This window comes from Lysobacter helvus (assembly GCF_018406645.1).
Classification (GTDB): domain Bacteria; phylum Pseudomonadota; class Gammaproteobacteria; order Xanthomonadales; family Xanthomonadaceae; genus Noviluteimonas; species Noviluteimonas caseinilytica.
Map to the genome: position 1 here is coordinate 845,948 of NZ_AP024546.1, position 23,508 is coordinate 869,455.

16 protein-coding genes are annotated in these 23,508 nt (G+C 69.0%); 5 read left to right on the plus strand and 11 right to left on the minus strand.

Translation table 11 applies throughout. The features are described from left to right. Window positions 1-46 precede the first annotated feature (46 nt). The 6 genes from LYSHEL_RS04250 to gspE form a co-directional block, all read right to left on the minus strand. Entirely contained in the window at window positions 47-688 is a 642-nt protein-coding gene (locus tag LYSHEL_RS04250; RefSeq protein WP_213435989.1) for a prepilin-type N-terminal cleavage/methylation domain-containing protein, read from the minus strand. A gap of 11 nt (window positions 689-699) precedes the next feature. Continuing rightward, window positions 700-1,137, minus strand: coding sequence for a type II secretion system protein XpsI (xpsI, locus tag LYSHEL_RS04255; RefSeq protein WP_213435991.1), 438 nt, complete (start codon window positions 1,135-1,137; stop codon window positions 700-702). Continuing rightward, the gene (xpsH, locus tag LYSHEL_RS04260; protein ID WP_213437575.1) at window positions 1,134-1,553 is read right to left on the minus strand and encodes a type II secretion system protein XpsH; all 420 of its coding nucleotides are present in this window, start codon (window positions 1,551-1,553) and stop codon (window positions 1,134-1,136) included. Before xpsH ends, xpsI begins: the two co-directional genes overlap by 4 nt. Window positions 1,554-1,646: 93 nt before the next feature. Then, on the minus strand, window positions 1,647-2,075 hold the full coding sequence (gene gspG / locus LYSHEL_RS04265; protein WP_407075160.1) for a type II secretion system major pseudopilin GspG: 429 nt from the start codon (window positions 2,073-2,075) through the stop codon (window positions 1,647-1,649). Window positions 2,076-2,078: 3 nt separating this feature from the next. Further along, on the minus strand, window positions 2,079-3,296 hold the full coding sequence (gene xpsF, locus LYSHEL_RS04270) for a type II secretion system protein XpsF (protein WP_213435993.1): 1,218 nt from the start codon (window positions 3,294-3,296) through the stop codon (window positions 2,079-2,081). A 4-nt stretch (window positions 3,297-3,300) separates the two neighbouring features. Then, entirely contained in the window at window positions 3,301-5,028 is a 1,728-nt protein-coding gene (gspE, locus tag LYSHEL_RS04275) for a type II secretion system ATPase GspE (RefSeq protein ID WP_213435995.1), read from the minus strand. 211 nt (window positions 5,029-5,239) lie between these two features. Between gspE and LYSHEL_RS04280 the strand changes: the two genes are divergently transcribed. Beyond that, window positions 5,240-9,289, plus strand: coding sequence for an HYR domain-containing protein (locus LYSHEL_RS04280; protein ID WP_213435997.1), 4,050 nt, complete (start codon window positions 5,240-5,242; stop codon window positions 9,287-9,289). A 57-nt stretch (window positions 9,290-9,346) separates the two neighbouring features. Here LYSHEL_RS04280 and purL read toward each other — a convergent pair whose 3' ends face one another. The 3 genes from purL to xerD form a co-directional block, all read right to left on the minus strand. Next, window positions 9,347-13,264 (minus strand): phosphoribosylformylglycinamidine synthase, encoded by a 3,918-nt coding sequence (purL, locus tag LYSHEL_RS04285; protein ID WP_213435999.1) that lies wholly within the window; start codon window positions 13,262-13,264, stop codon window positions 9,347-9,349. 82 nt (window positions 13,265-13,346) lie between these two features. After that, window positions 13,347-14,204: a disulfide isomerase DsbC N-terminal domain-containing protein gene (locus LYSHEL_RS04290; protein ID WP_213436001.1), complete on the minus strand. Its 858-nt coding sequence runs from the start codon at window positions 14,202-14,204 to the stop codon at window positions 13,347-13,349. Between the two features lie 130 nt (window positions 14,205-14,334). Further along, a complete protein-coding gene (gene xerD, locus LYSHEL_RS04295) occupies window positions 14,335-15,285 on the minus strand; it encodes a site-specific tyrosine recombinase XerD (RefSeq protein WP_213436009.1) in 951 nt (316 codons plus the stop codon). A 716-nt stretch (window positions 15,286-16,001) separates the two neighbouring features. Here xerD and LYSHEL_RS04300 point away from each other — a divergent pair. Continuing rightward, window positions 16,002-16,472: an RDD family protein gene (locus LYSHEL_RS04300; RefSeq protein ID WP_213436012.1), complete on the plus strand. Its 471-nt coding sequence runs from the start codon at window positions 16,002-16,004 to the stop codon at window positions 16,470-16,472. Here LYSHEL_RS04300 and lptG read toward each other — a convergent pair. Together lptG and lptF are read right to left on the minus strand one after the other, a co-directional pair. Continuing rightward, window positions 16,469-17,632: an LPS export ABC transporter permease LptG gene (lptG, locus tag LYSHEL_RS04305; protein WP_407075173.1), complete on the minus strand. Its 1,164-nt coding sequence runs from the start codon at window positions 17,630-17,632 to the stop codon at window positions 16,469-16,471. The two genes, LYSHEL_RS04300 and lptG, sit on opposite strands and share 4 nt — an antisense overlap. Then, the gene (gene lptF / locus LYSHEL_RS04310; RefSeq protein WP_213436016.1) at window positions 17,566-18,663 is read right to left on the minus strand and encodes an LPS export ABC transporter permease LptF; all 1,098 of its coding nucleotides are present in this window, start codon (window positions 18,661-18,663) and stop codon (window positions 17,566-17,568) included. The genes lptG and lptF overlap by 67 nt, the downstream gene beginning before the upstream one ends. 120 nt (window positions 18,664-18,783) lie before the next feature. Between lptF and LYSHEL_RS04315 the strand changes: the two genes are divergently transcribed. Genes LYSHEL_RS04315 through LYSHEL_RS04325 form a run of 3 tightly spaced genes read left to right on the plus strand, consistent with a single transcriptional unit; the run spans window position 18,784 to window position 23,505 of the window. Continuing rightward, entirely contained in the window at window positions 18,784-20,262 is a 1,479-nt protein-coding gene (locus LYSHEL_RS04315) for a leucyl aminopeptidase (RefSeq protein WP_213436018.1), read from the plus strand. A gap of 3 nt (window positions 20,263-20,265) precedes the next feature. Beyond that, on the plus strand, window positions 20,266-20,691 hold the full coding sequence (locus LYSHEL_RS04320; protein WP_213436020.1) for a DNA polymerase III subunit chi: 426 nt from the start codon (window positions 20,266-20,268) through the stop codon (window positions 20,689-20,691). A gap of 48 nt (window positions 20,692-20,739) precedes the next feature. Next, complete coding sequence (locus LYSHEL_RS04325; protein WP_213436028.1) at window positions 20,740-23,505, plus strand: valine--tRNA ligase; 2,766 nt, start codon at window positions 20,740-20,742, stop codon at window positions 23,503-23,505. Window positions 23,506-23,508: the final 3 nt, after the last annotated feature.

Here is a 23,508-nt window from a genome sequence, read left to right on the forward strand (position 1 = left end):
ACCAGCAACAGCGCGACGCCGCGCTGGCGGGCGGGCGCGCGCACGATCACAGCGAGCCTCCCGCGTACCCGCCGGCGAGCGGCAAGGCGATGATCATCGGCGGCCAGGCGCGGCCGTCGGCATCCTGCAATGCGATCTCCACCTGCAGCGGCAAGCGGTCGCCGGTGGTCCATTCGTCCTGCCAGTCGCCGAGTTTTCCTTCCGCATCCAGGCCGCGGTAGCGGAAGCGCGCCGATTGCAGTTTCGAGGCGAGCACTTCGGGCGGGCGCGGTTGCGGTTCGGGGATCGTCTCGCCCGCGAGCACCAGGGTGAACGTGGCTTCGAGGCGTTCGCCGTCGGGCGCATCGACCAGCGTGAGCTCGTGCATGTACGGGCCGCCGCGGCCGAGGTAATCCGGCAGGTCGGCGACGAAGCGCATGCTGGTGCGATCGCCTTCGAAGCGCCGCGGCAGCGCGGTGTCGTTGTTCATGCCGAACATCACCGCGCGCGCGCCGCCGACGCGGCGACGCAGGAACAGTTCCACCGCGCGCAGGTGTTCGTTGCGTTGCGCGATCTGTTCGCCGCGTTGCGCGGTCGCCGTGGACGCGCGCAAGGTGGCGAACGCGAGCGCCAGGCCCGCCGCGAGCAGCGTGGTGGCGAGGATCACTTCGATCAAGGTGAAGCCTGCGGCGCGGCGCGGCGATGGCATGCGTGTCGACATCATGGCGCCACCGGTTCGAGCTGCGACGGCGTGGCCAGGCGCAGCGATTGCAGCTGCAGGCGTTCGCGCGGCGTGCCCTTGCCCCATTGCACCTGCAGGTCGAGCGCGTACATCTGCGGCGCGCCGGGATCCACGGGTTGTTCGGTCGCGGGCGGTGCGGTGGGGTCCTTCCACGGCGTGACGTCGAGCGTCCAGCGATAGCGGCCGTCTTCGAACACGCCTTCGGTGTGGCCCGCTTCCAGCGGCGTGCCGACGCCGGCCTGGTCGAGCAGGGATTCCGCGTTCAACGCAGCGCGCCCGGCGTCTTCCGACCAGCGCACCTGCTGCGTCGCGCCCGACAGGATGCCGAGCAGGATCGTCAACGCGACCGCGAGCACGCCGAAGGCGACGACGACTTCGAGCAAGGTATATCCGTGCTGGCGCCGTGCGCGATTCACTGCGCCACCTGCCCGCGCGCGATCTTCACTTCGCCGGTCAGCCACGCGACGTCGACATTCCACGCCGCGGTCTTTGCGTTGAGTTGCACGCGACCGCCGGTGGACGCGCCGTCGGGGAAGAACATGATCGAGCCGACGCCCTGCGTGGGCTGCACTTCGCGTGCACCGGTGAAGACGATGCCGAACTGCTTGGACACCTTGCCGTCGCGCGTGTTCGGCGCGCGCCACGTATGCGCGGCGGGGTCGATGAAGAACTGTTGCGGGCGGCCGGTGGAGATCGCCTGTGCGCGCGTGTAGCGGAGTTGCGCGGCGATCTCCTGCGCATCACTGCGCAAGCGCGTGCCGGCGAAGCCGTGGGTGACCGCGGCGGCGGCGAGCAGGCTCACCGCGGCCATGATCATCAGCACGACCACCATTTCGAGCAACGTGAAACCGGATTGCACGCGCGCGCGCACCGGCGGGGCGGACGCCCGGCCATGTGATCCGCGGCGTCCGGTCGCGTGCACGCGTTATTCGAACTTGATGTCGGCGTCGACGCTCTTGCCGCCCGGCTTCTTGTCGGCGCCGTAGCTGATGAGGTCGAAGGGCTGGTTGTCGCCGGGCACCTTGTAGTCGTACGGCGTGCCCCAGGCATCCTTGAGCTCGCCTTCCTTCGCGTACGGGCCGAGCCAGCCCTGCGCGTCGCTCTGCACCAGGTCCTGCAGCGAGGCGGGCAACTGGCCGGTGTCCATTTCGAAGCGCGAGATCTTGTCGGCCAGCGTGGTGACCTGCGAATGCGTGAGCTTGACGTTGGCGTTGTCGCGGCCGCCGAGCAGGCGCGAGGCAGCGAAGGCCACGATCGCACCGATCAGCACGACGACCAGAATGATCTCGATCAGGGTGAAACCGGCCTGCACGGCGCGCGGTGCGCGGCGGCGTTGGCGATGCATTCGGGTCATGGGTCAGCCTATGGCGTTGGTGAGGTCGTAGATCGGAGAGAGCACGGCGATGATGACGACGCCGACGATGCCCGCCAGCAACATCGTCACCACCGGCACCAGCGCGGCCAGCATGCGGTCCATCGCGGCGCCGGTTTCGGTTTCGAACGTATCGGCGGTCTTGAGCAGCATCGAATCCAGCGCGCCGGATTCTTCGCCCACCTGGATCATCTGCAGCGCCAGGCGCGGGAAGCGCTTGCCGCGGCCGAGCGCGGCGGACAGCCCGACGCCGCCTTTCACTTCCTCGGCGGCGGCTTCGACATCCGCGGCGAGGGTCTGGTTCCCCATCACGTTGCGGCCGATGCCGAGCGCGGTGAGCAGCGGGACGCCGTTTCGCAGCAGGGTGCCGAGCGTGCGCGCCAGGCGCGCCGTTTCCATGCGCGCCACCAGGGGGCCCGCGAACCGCTGCCGCAACAGCCATTCATCGAAGCGCGCGCGGAAGGCGGGGTCGCGCCGCTTGCGGTCGAACCACCACAGCAGCAGCGCCGGAATGGCGACCAGCACCCACCACCAGTCGTGCACGAACAGGCCCAGGCCCACGACGATGCGCGAGAAGAACGGCAATTCGGCGTCCAGGCTTTCGTACATCGTGGCGAACTGCGGGACGACGTAGCCCATCAGGAACAGCAGGCTCAGGCCCACCATCGCCAGCAGGATGGCCGGGTAGATCAGCGCGTTGATCACGCGGCCCTGCATCGCGCGCGAGCGTTCGAGGTATTCGGCCAGGCGCTGCAGCGTTTCGTGCAGCGATCCGCCCGCTTCACCGGCGCGCACCATGTTCACGTACAGGCGGCCGAAGGTGCCGTGCTGGCGTTCGAGCGCCGTGGACAGCGCACTGCCGCCGCGCACCGCATCGCGGATGTCGCTGATGGTGCGGCGCGCGCGTTCGTCTTCGGGGAGTTCGAGCAGGATGGTCAGCGCGCGATCGAGCGGCTGGCCCGCGGCGAGCAACGTCGCCAGCTGCTGCGTGAACTGCACCAGTCGCGCGCCCGCGAACGGCTTGGACTTGAACAGCGTACGCCACGCCGAATCGCCGCCCGCTTCGGATGCGAGTTTCGCTTCGACCGGGATGTGCCCCTGCTCCTGCAGGCGCACGACCACTTCGCCGGACGTCGCGGCCTCCATCTGGCCGTCGAGCGTCTCGCCGCGGGAATTCAGCGCCTTGTAGCGATACAGGGGCATGGGGTCATGCGTCCTCGGTGACGCGCAGGACTTCTTCGATCGTGGTCACGCCGGCCAGGGCCTTCGTGATGCCGTCTTCGTACATCGTGCGCATGCCGGCCTTGCGCGCGAGCTGTTCGATCTCGCCCATGCCGGCGTGGCGCATCACGGCGCGACGCAGTTCGTCGTCCATGACCAGGAATTCCATGATCGTCGTGCGGCCGAGGTATCCGGTGGGCGAGACCTCGGACGGTTGCGGGCGATACAGGTAGATCTCGCCTTCTGGCTGCCAGCGGCGCAGGCCGAACTTTTCGATTTCTTCCGGCGACGGGCGATAGCGTTCCGCCGTTTCGCGATGCAGCCGGCGCACGAGGCGCTGCGCGAGGATGCCGTTGACGGTGGAGGTGAGCAGGTAATCCTCCACCCCCATGTCGAGCAGGCGCGTGATGCCGCCGGCGGCGTTGTTGGTGTGCAGCGTCGACAACACCAGGTGACCGGTGAGCGCGGACTGGATCGCGATGCGCGCGGTTTCCAGGTCGCGCATTTCGCCGATCATGATGATGTCCGGGTCCTGGCGCACGATCGAACGCAAGGCATTGGCGAAATCCAGGCCGATCTGCGGCTTCGCCTGGATCTGGTTGATGCCTTCGATCTGGTATTCGACCGGATCCTCGACCGTGATGATCTTGACGTCGCTGGTGTTGAGCTTGCTCAGCGCGGTGTAGAGCGTCGTCGTCTTGCCCGAACCGGTGGGGCCGGTGACCAGCAGGATGCCGTGCGGTTGTTCGAGCACGTGCTGGAACTGCGGCAGGAATTCGTCGGTGAAGCCGAGGCGGTGGAAGTCGAACACCACCGTCTCGCGGTCGAGCAGGCGCATCACGACGCTTTCGCCGTGCGCGGTGGGCACGCTGCTCACGCGCAGGTCGAGTTCCTTGCCCTGCACGCGCAACATGATGCGGCCGTCCTGCGGCAGGCGGCGCTCGGCGATGTTGAGCTTCGCCATGATCTTGATGCGGCTGATGATCGCCGCCGTCAGGTTGGCCGGCGGGCTTTCGGCTTCCTCGAGCACGCCGTCGACGCGGTAACGCACCTTCAGGCGGTTCTCGAACGGTTCGATGTGGATGTCCGACGCGCGCAGTTCCACCGCGCGCTGGATGACCAGGTTCACCAGGCGGATGACGGGCGCTTCCGACGCGAGGTCGCGCAGGTGCTCCACGTCGTCCATGTCGCCGGTTTCGCCTTCGGCGGTTTCGATGATCGCGCCCATCGCGCTGCGGCCCTGGCCGTGCCAGCGTTCGATCAGGTCGTCGATTTCCGAACGCAACGCGATGCTCGCGCGCACCTCGCGGCCGGTGGCCAGGCGCACGGCGTCGAGCGCGTACAGGTCCTGCGGATCGGCGACCAGCACGTCGAGCACCTGGCCGTGGTCGGCCAGCGGCACGACGTGGAACTGCTTCATGAACTTGGGCGAGAGCGCCACGGTGTCCGGCGGCAGCTCGGGCGCGTCCTTCGCGCTCACCAGCGGGAGGCCGAGGACGGTAGATGCGGCTTCGGCGTGGTCGCGCTCGGACACCAGGCCCAGGCGGGCGACCAGGGACAGCAGGCTGCCGCCGGTTTCTTCCTGCAGGCGGCGGGCACGGGCGAGGTCGGCGTCCTTCAGGCGCCCGCGTTCGACGAGGGCGGCGACGATGCGTTCGTCCGCCGCGGCCTCGATACCGTCGCCTGGCGGCATGGGGTCGACGATGGCGTTCATTCGGCCTCTGGCATGCGCGGTTTTGGGTCCTTCCGTGACCCGGGTCGCGACTGTAGCAGAGCCTCCGTGGCGCCCGGATCGCCGACCAGCGGTGGCGGAACGCCGTCTGGCCGGCCGATACAGCGGCTCTGTTGCAGGCGCACCCACCCTCAAACTGTGAACCAGTTCGCATTTTGCGTGCGGGCGTCCAGTCCTACAGGGGGACACCACAATGAATCCGCACCTCGCCTCGCGCCGGGGATGGGCGCTTGCCCTTTCCGTTTTGCTGGCCTCCGCCGCCGCGCCCGCCTGGGCCGCCTGCAACGGCAACCCGAACGCCCGCATCGATCCGACCAGCCAGACGGTGCCGGAGCGCACCGGCGGCGTCGCCACCGTGGTCACGCTGGACGGCAGCAAGTCCACGCCCGGCAACAACGACCTGGCGTTCCAGTGGACGTACGTCGGCAGCACGCCCGCCGGCCTGCCGGCGACGCTGAGCAACAGCACCGCGCAGAAGCCGACCTTCAGCGCGCCCGCCGTCGGCCCGGCCGGTGCGGCGCTGACGTTCCGCCTCACGGTGACATGCGGCACCGACACCAGTTCGATCACCACGGTCATCAACGTCACCGACGTGTTCACCAACTCGCCGCCGGTCGCGTCCGCCTTCATCTCGCCGCTCAATCCCGTCGAAGGCCAGACCGTCACGTTGAACGGCACCGCCTCCTCCGATCCGGATGGCCAGGCGCTCACCTATGCGTGGACGCAGATCTCCGGTTCGCCGACGGTCGCGCTGGCCAACGCGAACACGGCCACCGCCACGTTCGTCGCGCCCAACGTGCCCGTCACCACGACGCTCGGCTTCCGGCTCACCGTGAGCGACGGCAGCCTGTCGAGTTTCGTCGACCGCTCCGTCAGCGTGGTCTGGACGAACGATCCGCCGATCGCCTCGCTCGTGTGTCCCGGTGGCGTCATCACCGCGAACGAAGGCGCGGGCGTCACGTTCAACGGCAACGCGTCGAACGATCCCGAAGGCGGCCCGCTCACCTACGCGTGGGGCCAGAACGCCGGCTTGCCGAACCTCAACATCGGCGGACTCACCACGCCCTCGATCACCTTCAGCGTGCCGCACCTGGGCTACAACCAGCTCGGCGGCATGACGCTGACGCTCACGGTGAAGGACGCCGCGAACGCAACGACGTCCGCGTCGTGCGGCTTGTTCATCAAGGACGTCACCGCGCCCGTCATCGCGGTGCCCGCCGATATCACCGCCGAAGCGACCTCCTCCGCCGGTGCCGCCGTGACCTACACCGCCACGTCGCAGGACGCGGTGGAAGACGAATTCCCGGAGCCGCTCGCCTGCGTGCCGCCGTCGGGCAGCACGTTCGCGCTGGCCGCCTTGCCGGGCAATGCGTTCATCACCTCGGTGGCGTGCGATGCGAGCGACGCCGCCGGCAACGCAGCGCACAAGACCTTCAACATCACGGTGCGCGACACGACGGCGCCGGTGATCACGATGCCGGCCGCGTTCGCCGTGGAAGCCACCAGCGCCAGCGGCGCGACGGCGAACTTCACCGCGACGACGCTCGACGCGGTCGACGGCGCGGGCACGGCCTCGTGCGCGCCGTCCAGCGGCAGCACCTTCGCGCTCGGCGACACCACGGTGAGCTGCGGTGCGACGGATGCGCGCGGCAACAGTGCGTCGGCGCAGACGTTCGTGCTCAGCGTGATGGACACGACGGCCCCGACGATCGACGCGCACGGCGACGTCGGCCCGATCGAAGCAACGAGCAGTGCGGGCGCCGCAGTGACGTACGCCAGTCCCGCGTCGCATGACGCCGTCGACGGCACCGGCACCGCGAGCTGCGTGCCGCCGTCCGGTTCCACGTTCGCGCTCGGCCATTCGTCCGTGCACTGCAACGCCACCGATGCGCACGGCAACCACGCGGTGCAGACCAGCTTCGATGTGCACGTGGTCGACACGACCAAGCCGACCATCGATGCGCACGACCCCGTGGGCCCGATCGAAGCGTCGTTCGCGAGCGGCGCCGTGGTGACCTACACCGCGCCGGCCACGCACGACGCCGTCGATGGCGATGGCCTGGCGCTCTGCCTGCCCGCCTCCGGCGCGACGTTCGCGCTCGGCACCTCGACGGTCCACTGCAACAAGAGCGACGCCGCGGGCAACGCCGCCGACGAAACCACGTTCGACGTCAGCGTGGTCGACACCACGCCGCCCTCGATTGAAGTGCACGGCAACATCGCCGACGTGGAGGCAACGGGCCCGTCGGGCGCCGTCGTGACCTACACCGCGCCGGCCACGCACGACCTGGTCGACGGCACCGGCATCGCGACCTGCCTGCCTGTCTCCGGCGCGACGTTCGCGCTCGGCACCACGCTGGTGACCTGCAACGCGGACGACGCGCACCACAATCACGCGGTCGCCACGACGTTCACGGTGGACGTCGTCGACACGACGCCGCCGGCGATCGCCGCGCACGACGACATTCCCGGTATCGAAGCGACCAGTGCGGCCGGCGCAGTAGTGAACTACACCGCGCCCGCCACGCTCGACCTGGTGGACGGCGCCGGCACCGCGACCTGCGCACCGGCGTCGGGCGAGACGTTCGCCCTCGGCCACACCACCGTGGATTGCGATGCCACCGACGCGCATGGCAACCACGCGGTGCAGACGCACTTCGATGTCGAAGTGGTCGACACGACGCCGCCGGTGATCGACGCGCACGACGCAGTGGCAGGGATCGAAGCCACGAGCGCGGCCGGTGCGACGGTGAGCTACACCGCGCCCGCGACGCACGACGCCGTCGACGGCATCGGCGCCGCGACCTGCCTGCCCGCGTCCGGTTCGACGTTCGCGCTCGGCCACACGACCGTGGATTGCGATGCCACCGACGCGCACGGCAACCACGCGGTGCAGACGCACTTCGATGTCGAAGTGGTCGACACGACGCCGCCGGTGATCGATGGACACGCCGACATCCTCGGCATCGAAGCCACCGGTCCGTCCGGCGCCGCGGTCAGCTATAGCGCGCCCGCCACGCACGACGCGGTCGACGGCAACGGCACCGCGACCTGCACGCCTGTCTCGGGTGCCACCTTCGCCCTCGGCACGCACGCGGTGGATTGCAACGCCATCGATGCGCACGGCAACCACGCGACGACCACGCACTTCGACGTGCAGGTCATCGACAGCACGCCGCCCACCATCGACGGCCACGGCGACATCGGTCCGTTCGAAGCCACCGGCCCGTCGGGCGCCACCGTGACGTACACGCATCCGGCGACGCACGACCTCGTCGACGGCAATGGCCTGGCGACCTGCACGCCGGCGTCCGGCGCGACCTTCGCGCTCGGCGACACGACGGTGCACTGCGCGGCGACCGACCACGCGGGCAACGCGGCGACCGGCACGCACTTCAACGCCAGCGTCGTCGATACCACCGCGCCGGTGATCGCCGCGCACAGCGACCTGGTGATCGAAGCGACGAGCGCCGCGGGCGCGACGGTGAACTACACCGCGCCCGCCACGAGCGACGCGGTCGACGGCAACGGCGTGGCGACCTGCCTGCAGGCCGCGGGCACGACGTTCCCGCTCGGCGTCACGACCGTCGCCTGCAACGCGACCGATGCACACGGCAACCACGCGACGGGCACCAGCTTCAAGGTCACGGTGCGCGACACGACCGCGCCGGTGCTGCAACCGCACGCGGACGTCGACGCGATCGCGCCGGCCAACTCGAGCGCGGTGGTGACCTACACGCTGCCGGTCGCCACGGACCTCGTCGATGCGAGCGTCACGGTGGTGTGCGTGCAGGCCTCGGGCAGCACGTTCGCCGCGGGCAGCACCACGATCAACTGCACGGCCACCGACGACTACGGCAACGCGTCGACCAGCAGCTTCCACGTCAACGTCAACTTCGCGTTCACCGGCTTCTTCAAGCCGATCGACAACCTGCCGGTGGTGAACGTGGTCAAGGCGGGCCAGGCGATCCCGGTGAAGTTCGCGCTGGGCGGCAACCAGGGCCTGGCGATCTTCGCCGCGGGCTTCCCGAAGTCGATCGTGATGACGTGCAACGGCGCGGTGCAGGACGCGGTGGAGGAAACCGTGACCGCCGGCGGCAGCAGCCTCAGCTACGACGCGGGCGCCGGCCAGTACATCTACGTGTGGAAGACCGACAAGACCTGGGCGGGCACGTGCCGCCAGTTGCAGGTCAAGTTCACGGACGGCAGCACCAAGGTGGCGAACTTCAACTTCACGCGCTGACCCCCTGATTCGGCGCGGAAGGCGGAAGGCCCGGTCGCGAGACCGGGCCTTCTTTTTTCAACCGACGCGGGCGCGCGCGTTGCGGAACATCCGCATCCACGGCGAATCGTGGCCCCACTCGCGCGGCGCCCAGCTGTAGTTCGCGCTGCGCAACGTGCGTTCCGGATGCGGCATCAGGATGGTGACGCGACCGTCGCGCGTGGTGAGGCCGGCGATGCCGTCGGGCGAACCGTTGGGGTTGGCGGGATACAACTCCGCCGCACGCCCGTCGCCTTCGACGTAACGCAACGCGATGTGCGCGACCTGCGCATCCATCGGATCGTCGAACGATGCGCGACCTTCGCCGTGCGCCACCGCGACCGGGATGCGCGAGCCCGCCATGTCGCGCAGGAAGATCGACGGCGTCTCGAACACTTCCAGCATCGCCAGGCGCGCTTCGTACTGTTCGCTGCGGTTGCGCAGGAAGCGCGGCCAGTGTTCGGCGCCCGGGATGATCGGCTTGAGCTGCGCCAGCATCTGGCAACCGTTGCACACGCCGAGCGCGAAGGTGTCGCCGCGTTCGAAGAAGCGCGCGAACGCCTCGCGCATCTCCGCGCGTTCCAGGATCGACGTGGCCCAGCCGCGGCCCGCGCCGAGCACGTCGCCGTAGCTGAACCCGCCGCACGCGACGAAGCCGGTGAAATCGTCCAGGCGCATGCGCCCGGCGATGAGGTCGCTCATGTGCACGTCGACCGCGGCGAAGCCCGCGCGGTCGAAGCCGAACGCCGTTTCGATCTGGCTGTTGACGCCCTGCTCGCGCAGGATCGCCACGCGCGGACGCGCGCCGGTGCCGATGTACGGCGCCGCGATGTCTTCGGCGGGATCGAACGTGAGCTTCGGCTGCAGGCCCGGCGCATCGAAGCGGCGCGTGGACACGCGTTCTTCGTCGGCGCATTCCGGGTTGTCGCGCAGGCGCTGCATGGCGTGCGTCACCGACCACCACGCATCGAACAACGCATCCCAGCGCCATTCGGTGAGCAGCGTGTTGTCGCGCATCACGCGCACGACGGGGCCGGTGGTGGGGCGCGCGATGCGCTGCGCGCAATCGATCAGGCCATGGCGCGCGACGAGGTCGGCGAATTCCGCGCGATCCTCCGAAGCGATCTGCACCAGCGCGCCGAGCTCCTCGTTGAACAGCGTGCGGAACGGATCCTCGCCCCAGCCATCGAGCGAGATGTCCAGGCCGACGTGCGAGGTGAACGCCATTTCGCACAGCGCCGCGAACGCGCCGCCGTCGGAACGATCGTGGTACGCCAGCAGCAAGCCCGCTTCGCGTGCATCGCGGATCAGTTCGAAGAACGCGCGCAGGCGCTGCGGATCGTCGAGGTCCGGCACCGCGCCCGCGAACGCCGGCAGCGTGCCGTTGCTCGCGCCCGCTTCGGGATGGCACTGCGCCAGGATCGAACCGCCGAGGCGCTGCTTGCCGCCGCCGAGGCCGATCAGCCACACCTCGGTCTCGGTGTCGCGCGCCAGCAGCGGCGTGAGTTGCGTGCGCACGTCGTCGACCGGCGCGAAGGCGGAGACGATCAGCGACACCGGCGACACGGATTTCCGCGCCACGCCATCGCTGTGCCACTGCGCCTGCATCGACAGCGAGTCCTTGCCGACCGGGATACTGAGGTCGAGCGCGGGGCACAGTTCCAGGCCCACGGCGCGCACGGCCTCGAACAGTTTCGCGTCTTCGCCCGGGTGGCCGGCCGCGGCCATCCAGTTGGCGGACAGCTTGACCTGGTCGAGCGCGACGACGGGCGCGGCGCACAGGTTGGTGATCGCTTCGCCCACCGCCATGCGCGCGGCGGCGGCAGCGTCGAGCAACGCGAGCGGCGCGCGTTCGCCCACCGCCATCGCTTCGCCGGCGAAGCCCGTGTAATCGGCGAGCGTGATCGCGCAATCGGCGACGGGCATCTGCCACGGGCCGACCAGCTGGTCGCGCGCGGTGAGGCCGCCGACGGTGCGGTCGCCAATGGTGATCAGGAAGTTTTTCGCAGCGACGGTGGGATGCGCGAGCACGCGCAGGCCGGCGGCGTTGAGGTCGAGTGCGCCCAGCGCGAGTTCGGGCCAGCGCGGCGGCGAGGGCGTCGAGGTATCGCGATGCATCTTCGGCGCCTTGCCGAACAGCACGTCCATCGGCAGATCGATCGCGCGGTCATCGGGCAATGCATCGGGCGCGGCGCCCTTCGCGACGATGAGGCGTTCTTCCGCCGTCGCGTAGCCGACCACCGCGAACGGGCAGCGCTCGCGCAGGCACAGCGCGGCGAATTCGGCGACGCGCTCGGGCGCCAGGCCCATCACGTAGCGTTCCTGCGATTCGTTGCACCACAACTGCATCGGCGACAACGACGGGTCGTCGGACGGCACGCGATCGAGGTCGATGATGCCGCCCACGCCGGAGTCGTGCAGCAATTCCGGGATCGCGTTGGACAGGCCGCCTGCGCCCACGTCGTGGATCGAGAGGATCGGATTGTCGTCGCCGAGCGCAACGCAGCGGTCGATGACTTCCTGCGCGCGGCGTTCCATCTCCGGGTTGTCGCGCTGCACGGAAGCGAAGTCGAGGTCTTCGGCGCTGTCGCCGGACGCCACGGAACTCGCCGCACCACCGCCCAGGCCGATCAGCATCGCCGGCCCCCCGAGCACGATCACCGCATCGCCCGGCGAGAGCGGACGCTTGGCGACCATCGCGCGATCCATCGTGCCGATGCCGCCGGCCAGCATGATCGGCTTGTCGTACGCGCGCGCCAGGCCTTCGCCTTCGGCGAGTTCGAAGCTGCGGAAATACCCGTTGAGGTTCGGGCGACCGAATTCGTTGTTGAACGCCGCCGCGCCCAGCGGGCCGTCGAGCATGATCTCCAGCGCCGGCGCCATGCGCGGGTTGAGCGCGCGATGCGCTTCCCACGGTTGCGGCAGCGTGGGGATGCGCAGGTGCGACACGGAGAACCCGCACAGGCCCGCCTTCGGGCGGCCGCCGCGACCGGTGGCGCCTTCGTCGCGGATCTCGCCGCCCGCGCCCGTCGATGCACCGGGGAACGGCGAGATCGCGGTGGGATGGTTGTGCGTTTCGACCTTGATGCAGAACGCGCCGGGCAGCGGCGCTTCGGCGCGGTATTCCTGCGTGTGCGGATCCGGGCGGAAGCGCTGCGCGACCGGGCCTTCGACCACCGCCGCGTTGTCGCTGTACGCGGAGAGCGTGTGCTGCGGCGTCTTCGCGTGCGTGTGCTTGATCATCTTGAACAGCGAGACGGCCTGGCCGTTGGCGTGCTGTTCGCGGCCGTCGATGGTCCAGCCGGCGTTGAAGATCTTGTGGCGGCAATGCTCGGAGTTGGCCTGCGCGAACATCATCAGTTCGACGTCGTGCGGGTCGCGCGCGAGTTCGCCGTAACGGTCGCGGAGGTAATCGATCTCGTCGTCGGCCAGCGCGAGGCCGAGGCGCACGTTGGCAACATCGAGCTGCATCAGCGGGACGCGTTCCAGCGCGGCCTTGTCGGGCGTGGCGAACATCGCGGCGCCCGCGTCGCGATCGGCGACGAGCGATTGCGTCATCGGATCGTGCAGCAGGCGGGCGAGCGCGGATTGCGTGGCGACGTCGTCGGGCCAGCCGGCCACGTCCAGGCGCAGGCCGCGTTCGACGCGCTGCACCGGCAGGTCGGCGCCGTGCAGCAGTTCGGTCGCCTTGCTCGCCCACGGCGAGATCGTGCCGAGGCGCGGGAGGACGTAGCGGGAGATGGCACCGGATTCGCGCGGCGCCTGTGCGTCGCCGGCTTCGAGGATGCGGTGGAGCGCGGCGCGGTCGAGGCCGGCTGCGTCCGCCGCCGTCGGCTGGACCCAGTAGGTGAACCACGCGCCCTGCAGGCGCAGCCCGGGCGAGATCGCGCGGAGGCGGGCTTCGAGCCGTTCGCGGCGGAACGGCGACAGGGCCGGATGGCCCTCCAACACGATCATCGCTGGGGGTAACCGATGGACGGGCCCGGCATTCTACCGGACCCGCGCGGGGCCCAAGGCCCCGACCTTCAACGCGTGCCGATCAGCGCGAACCCGCCGCGCCCGCCGCCACCGGTTCCACCTGGCCCTGCTTCACGGCCTGCTTGCCGGCGGCGTGTGCATCGAGCGCCGCGCGCAGGCGGTCCGGCGGGAGGTAGCCACCCAGCTCCGCGCCGTCCTGGGTGAGCACCAGCGGGGTCCCTTCCAGGCCCACGCGGCGGCCGACGTCGTATTCCATCGTGACCGGGTTGGTGCAGGTCTTCGCCGGGATCGGACGGTCGTTCTTCGCGTCGGTGAGCGCGCGGCGCGGATCGGTCGAGCACCACACCGAGACCATCTTGTTGAAGTCCGGGCTGCCCAGGCCCATGCGCGGGAACGCCACGTACTGCACGGCGATGCCCTGCTTGTTGTATTCGGCGATCTGGCTGTGGAACTTGCGGCAATAGCCGCATTCCACGTCGGTGAAGACGGTGACCGTGTACTTCGGGTTGGGCGGCGAGAAGACGATGCGGTCGCGGATCGGGATGGTCTTCAGCAGGTCGCGGCGCACGCCTTCCATCACCGGTTCGCCGAGGTCCTTGCGCGTGGCGATGTCGAACAGCTTGCCCTGCATCAGGTACTTGCCGTCGTCGCTGATGTAGAAGACTTCGCCGGCGACCACGGCCTGGCGGAAGCCGGGGATCGGCGCCGGGCCCACGCGGTCGACCGACACGCTGGGGTTGATCTTGCGGATGGCGGCGCGCGCGCGGGCTTCGGGCGTGCCGGCGGCGTAGGCAGGTTCGGTGACCGGCGCAGGCTTGGATTGCGCGCCGGGCTTGGCCGCGGTGGCCGGTGCCGCGCTCTGGGCGCAGGCGGACAGGCTGAGGGCGACGCCGAGCAGGGTGAGGGGAAGGCGCTTCATCGGGATCCTGGGAATCGAAGGGAGGCCAGCGGGGGCTGGTCGACGCGCCGGATTCTGGCACGACGGCCGCGACGCACCAGTACCGGCGGTCACGCCTTCGCACACGCCTGGCCCATTCATGCCGCGGGATTCATCCCCTCGGGTGATGTTTCGCGTGCAGTTTCTGGAGATGTTCGCGCGCGACCAACGTATAGATCTGCGTGGTCGACAGCGAACTGTGCCCCAGCAGCAGTTGCAGCGCGCGCAGGTCCGCGCCGCGGTTGAGCAGGTGCGTGGCGAAGCTGTGGCGCAGGCCGTGCGGGCTGATGCGGCGCGGATCGATGCCCGCCTTCACCGCGTACTGCTTCACCAGCATCCAGAACTTGTGGCGCGACGGCGGCTCGCCGCTGTGTTCGAGGAACAGGGACGCGAGCGCGCGCTTGCCCGCGATCTTCGGGCGCGCTTCGGCGAGATACCGCTCGAGCCAGTGCTGCGCCTCTTCGCCCAGCGGCACCAGGCGTTCCTTGCTGCCCTTGCCCATCACGCGCAGCACGCCCTGGCGCAGGTTGAGTCCCGTGGAGGGCAGGTTGCACAGCTCGCTCACGCGCAGGCCACAGGCGTACATCAGTTCGAACATCGCGCGGTCGCGCAGGCCGATCGGGTCGTGGATTTCGGGCGCGGACAGCAGCGCATCGATTTCCGATTCCGAGAGCGCCTTCGGCAACGAACGCGGCAGGCGCGGCGGATCGATCAATGCCGTCGGATCGTCCGCGCGATCGCGGCGACGCACGCAATGGGCGTAGAACGCGCGCAACGTGGAGAGCAGGCGCGAGTTGCTGCGCGCGGAATAGCCGGCGTTCGTGCGTTCGGCGAAATAGTCGAAGAGCACCGCGCGATCGGCGGTCGCGATGCCGCCGCCGCGGCCGTCGCGCCAGCGCGCCAGGCCTTCCAGGTCGCTGCGATAACTTTCGAGCGTGGCCTGCGCCACGCCGCTTTCGGACCACAGCGCATCGAGGAATGCCGCGATCGCCGCTTCGTCGGCCGCGTTCACCGGGGCGCGCTGCAGGGCGATGGCGCGAAGTTCGGACGGCTTGGAAGGCATGGCGACAGATTAGCGCAGCGCTTTGGCGCGGGCGCGCCAATGCGCTCCCAAAATTTTGCTGCGCAAAACTTTGGGCCCCGGCCCTGTACACCCACATTCCCCCGCGCTGTCGCGCCGCCCCCTTTGACTCAAAGGGGGCTCTCCATCGATGGGAAGCACCGAAACGTTTTGTTCGCAAATTCTGTTGCGCAAGCAAAGCGCCAGCCAAACAAGCTTCATAAGCAGCGCGCTGCTTTCGCAAACCGAATTTGCAGACATCAACGTTGCGGTGAGGCGCACCGCACGCCGAGCCAATCCCGCGCAGCCGTCCATGGATGGACGGCGCCGATGCTCGCAGCCAAGGATGGCGAGGCAGCGGAGCGGGATTGGCTGGGCGTGCAGTGCGCCATCCGTCCGGGTGCAGCTGTTCGCCAGCCACTTACCGATCCGGTGCGAGGCACTACGCCTACGCAGCGTCGCAACGCTCAGGTCGCGAAGCGCTTCGACGTGATGAGGGTGATAGGTCCTTGAAGTGCGCCATGGATGGCGCACGGCCGGTGCTTGGAGCAGGGACAGCGGAACGCGCCGGGCAAGGACCTGTCGCCCTCATCGCGGCGGAGCGCCGGGCCGGAGGCGGTTGATGCGCTTTACGCTTTTGCTTCTGGATCCCCGCCTGCGCGGGGATGACGAGCGCAAGCCACCAGGACTGCCGAAAGCGCCGCGCTATCCTTTCGCCCATGACCGATGCCCCGACGCCCCGCCGCCCCACCCTCGTCTTCTGGCGCCTGCTGGCCCTGGTGTACGACGTCTTCCCGGTGGTCGCGCTGTGGATGCTGGCGTCGCTGGCCTTCACCCTCGGCTACACGATCGCCGGCCACGACCCGCACCAGAACATCGCCGCCTTCAGCCCGCTGCAGTGGGTGTTGTGGGCCGTGTGCTGGTTGATCGGCGGCCTGTACGCCGTCCTGAGCTGGCACCGCGGCGGGCAGACGCTCGGCATGCGTCCGTGGCGCCTGCGCGTGGTGGATGCCTCGGGCGCCCTCGCCTCGTGGCGCGCGCTGTGGATCCGCTATGCAGTGGGCGCGGTGTCGCTGGCGCTCGCGGGCCTGGGCTTCTGGTGGGCGTGGATCGATCGCGACCGCCTCACCTGGCACGACCGCGCCAGCGGCACGCGCATGGAACGCATGCCGCCGCGCACGAAGGCCTAGCCCGACCGTCGCCGGAACAACAGCATCGACGTCCCCATCATCACCACCAGCGGCAACAGGTAGGCGATGCGGAAATCGATGTGGTAGGCGCGTGCGAGGTTGCCGAACAGCGTCTGCAGCATCCAGAAGCCGAGCGCGAACACGATGCCGATGAACAGGCGCTTGCCCAGCCCGCCGCTGCGCAGCGAACCGAACGCGAACGGCACCGCCGCCAGGCACAACGCGAGCACGTTGAGCGCGTAGAACCAGCGGCTCCAGTAGATCTCTTCGAAGTCGAGCGAATCCAGGCCGTTGCGCTTGAAGTAGTCGATGCTGTTCTTCAGTTCCTTCGACGGCAGGTAGCGCGGGCGCGTGACGCTGGCGGCGAGCGCGGCGTCGTCCAGCTGCGTCTTCCAGCGTTCCTCCGGGATGTGTTCCTGCCGCACCGAGGCATCGTCGAATCTCGTGCGCACCACGTCGCGCAGCAGCCAGCCGGACTGGCGATGCTCGGCGACCGCGGCCTGCGCGATCGAGGCCAGCCGCCCGCGTTCGTCGAACTGGTACAGGCTCACGTCGCGCAGCTCGAGCCAGTGGTCCGCGCCCGACGTGCGCTGCTGCCCGGTGTGCGCGTTGAGGAACATGTCGCCTTCGCGCGCCCACACGCCCTGGTACTGCGCGGAGATCGCGTTGTTGGACTTGGCTTCCGACTTCACGTTGTCGGCCTGGCGCTGGCCCCAAGGCGCGAGCGTTTCGCCGTTGACCACCATCAGCAACGTCAGCAACGCCAGCGCGAGCGCAACCGCACCGCTCAGGCGACGGCGCGACAGGCCCACCGCGCGCAACGCGGTGAGTTCGGAACTGGCGGCCAGCTGGCCCAGCCCCATCAGCGCACCGACGACGGCCGCGGTGGGGAACAACGTGTACGCACGGCGCGGCGCGGTGTAGAGGATCGACACCAGCGCGTGCATGAAGTCGTAGCGGCCCGTGCCGATGTCGCCGAGTTCGCCGATCGTGGCCTGGATCAGGTCCAGGCCGAGCACGATGCCCCACGTCGCGAGCACGGTGACGATCACCACGCGCCCGATGTAGAGGTCGTGGATCTTCGGGAACGGCATCATGCCGACGCTCCCGCGCGACGCAGCTTCGGCGTGGACATCTTCCCGTCGCGCACGTACAGCCAGGCCGCGAACGCGAGCAGCGGCAGGAACAACCACCAAAGACCCAGCGCCGCAGGCGACTTGCCTTCGGAAATCCACTGCGTGCCGAGGATGGTGAGGTTCATGCCCACGAGGTATCCGAGGAAGGCCATCAGCACGCGGCCGTAACGCGCCTGCCGCGGCGCGCTGCGCGCCATCGGCACCGCGATCAGCGCGAAGGCGAGCGCCAACAGGATCGGCGCGATGCGCCAGTGCAGTTGCGCGGCGGCTTCGGGGCGCGCGTCGGTCAGCAGGTCCAGCGTCGATTCCAGTTCCGGATCGTTCTTCCTGCGCTTGATGTCGGCGTCGGGCAGGCGCAGTTCGTTGCGCTTGTAGCGCATCAGGCGGTAATCGCGACCGGGGCCGGCCGGGCCTTCGACGCGGAAGCCATCGTCCAGGCGCAGGTAACGCGTGCCGTCGCGCTCCAGGTACAGCGACCCGGACGCCGACGTGCTCACGTCCACGCGCTCGCCTTCCAGCCGATGCACGAACATCTGCGTGAAGGTGCGCCCGTCCGCGCTCATGCCGCCCACGTACACGATGCCGCCGTTGTTCGGCAGCGCGGTGAACTTGCCGGGCTCCAGGCCCGTGATCAGCAGGTTGCGGTTGGCCTCGTAGACCATCTGGTCGCCCAGGCGCTTGGCCGACGGGCCCAGCCACAGGGCGCACACCGCGATGACCGCCACGACCGGCAAGGTCACCATCATCAGCGGACGCAACATGCGGCCCGGGCCGATGCCGATGGAGGCCAGCACGGGCATTTCGGAATCGCGATACAGCCGGCCCAGCGCCAGCAGCAGGCCGAGCATCAGCGACAGCGGCAGCAGGATGGGCAGGAAATCCACCAGGCGCAGGCCCAGCTGCGAGAGCAGCAGGCCCGCCGGGACCTTGCCGCGCGCGATCTCGCCGAGCAGGTCGGCGAACACGCCGCCCAGGCTCACCAGGCCCAGCACCACCATCGCGGCGAATACGGATTGGGTGAATTCGCGCGTGAGATAGCGGTCAAGCTTGGGCATCGGGCCTCGGAGATCGGTAGACTTCCGCATTCGTTATCCGGGCGATTGTACGGGACTGCCTCCGCGGTCCCACGTCTTCCCGGCTTCCCCCGACACGACGTTACGTTCCCGGATCCGCTGATGTCCCTCGAATTCACGCTGTCCTCCGCCGCCCCCGCCGGCGCCGCCACCGACTGCATCATCGTCGGCGCGTTCGCCGACGACAGCCTTGCCCCCGCGGCGCAGGCGCTCGACGCCGCCAGCGGCGGCAAGCTCGCCGCCCTGGTCGCGCGTGGCGACGTCAGCGGCAAGACCGGTCGCACCGCGTTGCTGCACGACCTGCCCGGCGTCGCCGCGCCGCGCGTGCTGGTGATCGGCCTCGGCGATCGCGCCAAGTTCGGCACCGCGCAATACCTCAAGGCCGTCGGCGATGCCGCGCGCGCGCTGCGCACGGGCCCGGTCGCCCATGCGTTGTTCACGCTGTCGGAAGTGCCGGTGCTCGAGCGCGACGCCGCCTGGAACATCCGCCAGGCCATCGTCGCCGCCTCGCACGCGTGCTACCGCTACACCGCCACGCTCGGCGCGAAGAACAAGAAGCGCGAAGAGACGGGCCTGAAGTCGATGGCGGTCGCCGGCGACGACGCGCATGCGCTCGCGCAGGGCAAGGCCATCGCCGCGGGCGTCGCGTTCGCGCGCGAACTCGGCAACCTGCCGCCCAACGTGTGCAACCCGCAATACCTCGGCCAGCAGGCGCGCGAATTCACCGCGCGCTTCGACAAGGCCGAATGCGACGTGCTCGGCCGCGACCAGATGGAAGCGCTCGGAATGGACTCGCTGCTTGCCGTTGCGCAGGGCTCGGCCAACGAGCCGCAGATGGTCGTGATGAAGTGGAACAACGGCGGCGACGCCAAGCCCTACGTCCTCGTCGGCAAGGGCATCACCTTCGATACCGGCGGCATCAACCTGAAGACGCAGGGCGGCATCGAGGAAATGAAGTACGACATGTGCGGCGCCGCGACGGTGATGGGCACCTTCGTCGCCGCGGTCGGCATGCAGTTGCCGGTCAACCTCGTCGTCGTCGTGCCCGCCGTCGAGAACATGCCCGACGGCAACAGCTATCGCCCGTCCGACGTGCTCACGTCGATGTCCGGCAAGACCATCGAAGTCGGCAACACCGACGCCGAAGGCCGCCTGATCCTGTGCGATGCGCTCACCTATGCGCAGCGCTTCGAGCCCGTCGCGCTGGTCGACGTCGCCACGCTCACCGGCGCCTGCGTCGTCGCGCTCGGCAAGTACGCCAGCGGCCTGATGAGCAAGCACGACGACCTGGCGAACGAGCTGGCCGCCGCCGGCGAAACCACCTTCGACCGCGCGTGGCGCCTCCCGCTGTGGGACGAATACCAGTCGCTGCTGGAATCCAGCTTCGCCGACGTCTACAACATCGGCGGCCGCTGGGCCGGTGCGATCACCGCGGGCTGCTTCCTCGCACGCTTCGCCGAAGGGCAGCGCTGGGCGCACCTGGACATCGCCGGCGTCGCCAACGACGAAGGCAAGCGCGGCATGGCCACCGGCCGCCCGGTGAACCTGCTCGCGCAGTGGTTGCTCGACCGCGGCGCCTGATTAGTGCCGCGCGCCGACTTCTATCTGATCGCCAAGCCGCGCTTCCGCGCCGAACCGTTGCGCCTGGTGTGCGAGCTCGCGCGCAAGGCGCACGACGCCGGCATCTGGACGCTGGTGCTGGCGCGCGATGCGGCGCAGGCCGAACAACTCGATGACCTGTTGTGGGACATGGGCGAAGACGCCTACATCCCGCACCAGATCGCCGGCGAAGACGTCGACGAGGAAGAGGCCGCGGTACTCATCGCGCCGCCCGGCGTCGATGCGCCGCTGCGCCCCATCGTGATCAACCTGCGCGACGGCGCGGTGGAAGGCGCGGTCGAACGCGTCCTGGAAGTCGTGCCCGCCGACGAAAGCGCGCGCGGCCCGCTGCGCGAACGCTGGAAGCAGTACCAGTCCCGCGGCTTCGATGTCACCAAGCACGATATGTAACCGCCGCGACGCGCGACAACCGATACACACGCCAGGCAGCACGCACCGATGAGCGACACCCTCGCCCCCAGCTACGATCCGGCTTCGTTCGAATCCCGCCTGTACGCGGAGTGGGAAGACGCGGGCGTCTTCCGCGCGCGCGGTGAAGGCAAGCCCTACGTCGTGCTGCTGCCGCCGCCGAACGTCACCGGCACGCTGCACATGGGCCACGCGTTCCAGCACACGCTGCAGGATGCGCTGGTGCGCTACCACCGCATGCGCGGCTTCGATGCGCTGTGGCAGATGGGCACCGACCACGCGGGCATCGCGACGGAAATGGTGGTCGCGCGCAACCTCGGCCGCGAAGGCCTGACGCGCGACGGCCTCGGCCGCGCCGGCTTCATCGACAAGGTGTGGGAGTGGCGCGAACAGAGCGGCCACACCATCGAACGCCAGATGCGTCGCCTCGGCACGTCGGGCGACTGGTCGCGCAGCGTGTTCACCATGGATCCGATGGCGGCCGATGCGGTCGTCGAGTCGTTCGTGCGTTTGCACGAGGAAGGCCTGATCTATCGCGGCCAGCGCCTCGTCAACTGGGATCCGGTGCTGAAGACCGCGATCTCCGACCTCGAAGTCGCCAACGAAGAAGAAGACGGGTCGCTGTGGTCGATCGCGTATCCGCTGTCCGACGGCAGCGGCACGCTGACGGTGGCGACGACGCGCCCGGAGACGATGCTCGGCGACACCGCGGTGATGGTGCATCCCGACGACGAACGCTATTCGCACCTGATCGGGAAGATGGTGAAGCTGCCGCTGACCGATCGCGAAATCCCCGTCATCGCCGATGCGTACGTGGATCGCGAGTTCGGCACCGGCGTGGTCAAGGTCACGCCCGCGCACGACTTCAACGATTACCTCGTCGGCCAGCGCCACCAGTTGCCGCTGATCAACATCTTCACGCCCGACGCGACCACCAACGACAACGTGCCGGAGAAGTACCGCGCGCTGGATCGTTACGTCGCGCGCAAGGCGGTGCTCGCCGATCTCGAAGCGCTGGGCCTGCTGCTCGAGACCAAGCCGCACAAGCTGCAGGTGCCGCGCGGCGATCGCACGGGCCAGGTGATCGAGCCGTACCTGACGGACCAGTGGTTCGTGAAGATGGACGGCCTGGCGAAGCGCGGCATGGAACTGGTCGAGAAAGGCGACGTGCAATTCGTCCCGCCGAACTGGATCAACACCTATCGCCACTGGATGGAAAACATCCAGGACTGGTGCATCAGCCGTCAGCTCTGGTGGGGCCATCGCATCCCAGCGTGGTACGACGCCGACGGCAACATCTACGTGGGCCGCGACGAAGCGGACGCGCGCGCGCGCAACAAGCTCGGCACCAACGTGCTGCTGCGCCAGGACGACGACGTGCTGGAGACGTGGTTCTCCTCGCAGCTGTGGCCGATCAGCACGATGGGCTGGCCGGACGAAGCGAAGATGGCCGACCTCGGCTTCGATCGCTACGTGCCGTCCTCGGTGCTGGTGACCGGCTTCGACATCATCTTCTTCTGGGTCGCGCGCATGATCATGGCGACCGACCACTTCACGGGGCGCGTGCCGTTCCGCGACGTCTACATCACCGGCCTGGTCCGCGACAAGGACGGCCAGAAGATGTCGAAGTCGAAGGGCAACATCCTCGACCCGATCGACATCATCGACGGCATCTCGCTGGAAAGCCTGGTCGCCAAGCGCACCACCGGCCTGATGAAGCCGACCGACGCACCGAAGATCGAGAAGGCCACGCGCAAGGAATTCCCGGACGGCATCGTCGCGCATGGCGCCGATCCGCTGCGCTTCACGATGACGGCGCTGGCCGGCCCCGGCCGCGACATCAAGTTCGACCTCGGCCGCGCCGAGGGCTACAAGAATTTCTGCAACAAGTTGTGGAACGCCACGCGCTTCGTGCTGATGAACACCGAAGGCAAGACCTTCGACGGCGCGCCGCAGCCGGTGACGGATGCGGAGAAGTGGATCCTCGCGCGCCTGTCCGAGGTGTCGGCGCAGGCCGCGACGCACTTCGCCGCCTACCGCTTCGACCTGCTCGCGCAGGCGTTGTACGAGTTCGCCTGGAACGAGTTCTGCGACTGGTTCGTCGAGCTCGCCAAGCCCGCGCTCAACGGCAGCGACGCCGCCGCGGCCGACAGCACGCGCCACACGCTGCTGCACGTGCTCGAGGCGCTGCTCCGCCTGCTGCATCCGCTGGTGCCGTTCGTGACCGAGGAACTGTGGCGCAGCGTGGCGCCGCGCCTGTCGATCGCTGCGTCGACGATTTCGCTGCAGGTGTATCCCGAAGCGCAGGACTTCCCGCGCGACGCGACGGCCGAGGCCGACGTGGAATGGCTGAAGGCGATGGTCTCCGGCCTGCGCCGCATCCGCAGCGAACTCGGCGTGTCGCCCGCGAAGCAGATCGCGTTGCTGCTGCAGGCCGGCACCGCCGCCGATCGCGCGCGCATCGCCCGCTTCGATGCCCCGCTGCGCTTCCTCAACCGCATCGAGCGCATCGAATGGATCGACGGCGAACCGCCGGCGTCGGCCGGTGGCCTCGTCGGCGAACTCAAGCTGTTCGTTCCGCTGGAGGGCCTGGTGGACCTCGGCGCCGAACGCACGCGCCTGGACAAGGAGCTCAAGCGCGTCGAAGGCGAACTGGCGAAGTCGACCAACAAGCTGGCCAGCGAGACGTTCGTGGCCAACGCGCCGGCGGCCGTCGTCGAACAGGAGCGCACGCGCCTGGCCGAATGGACCGCGCAGCGCGACGCCCTCGCCGCCCAGCGCGCGCGCCTGGCCTGAGGC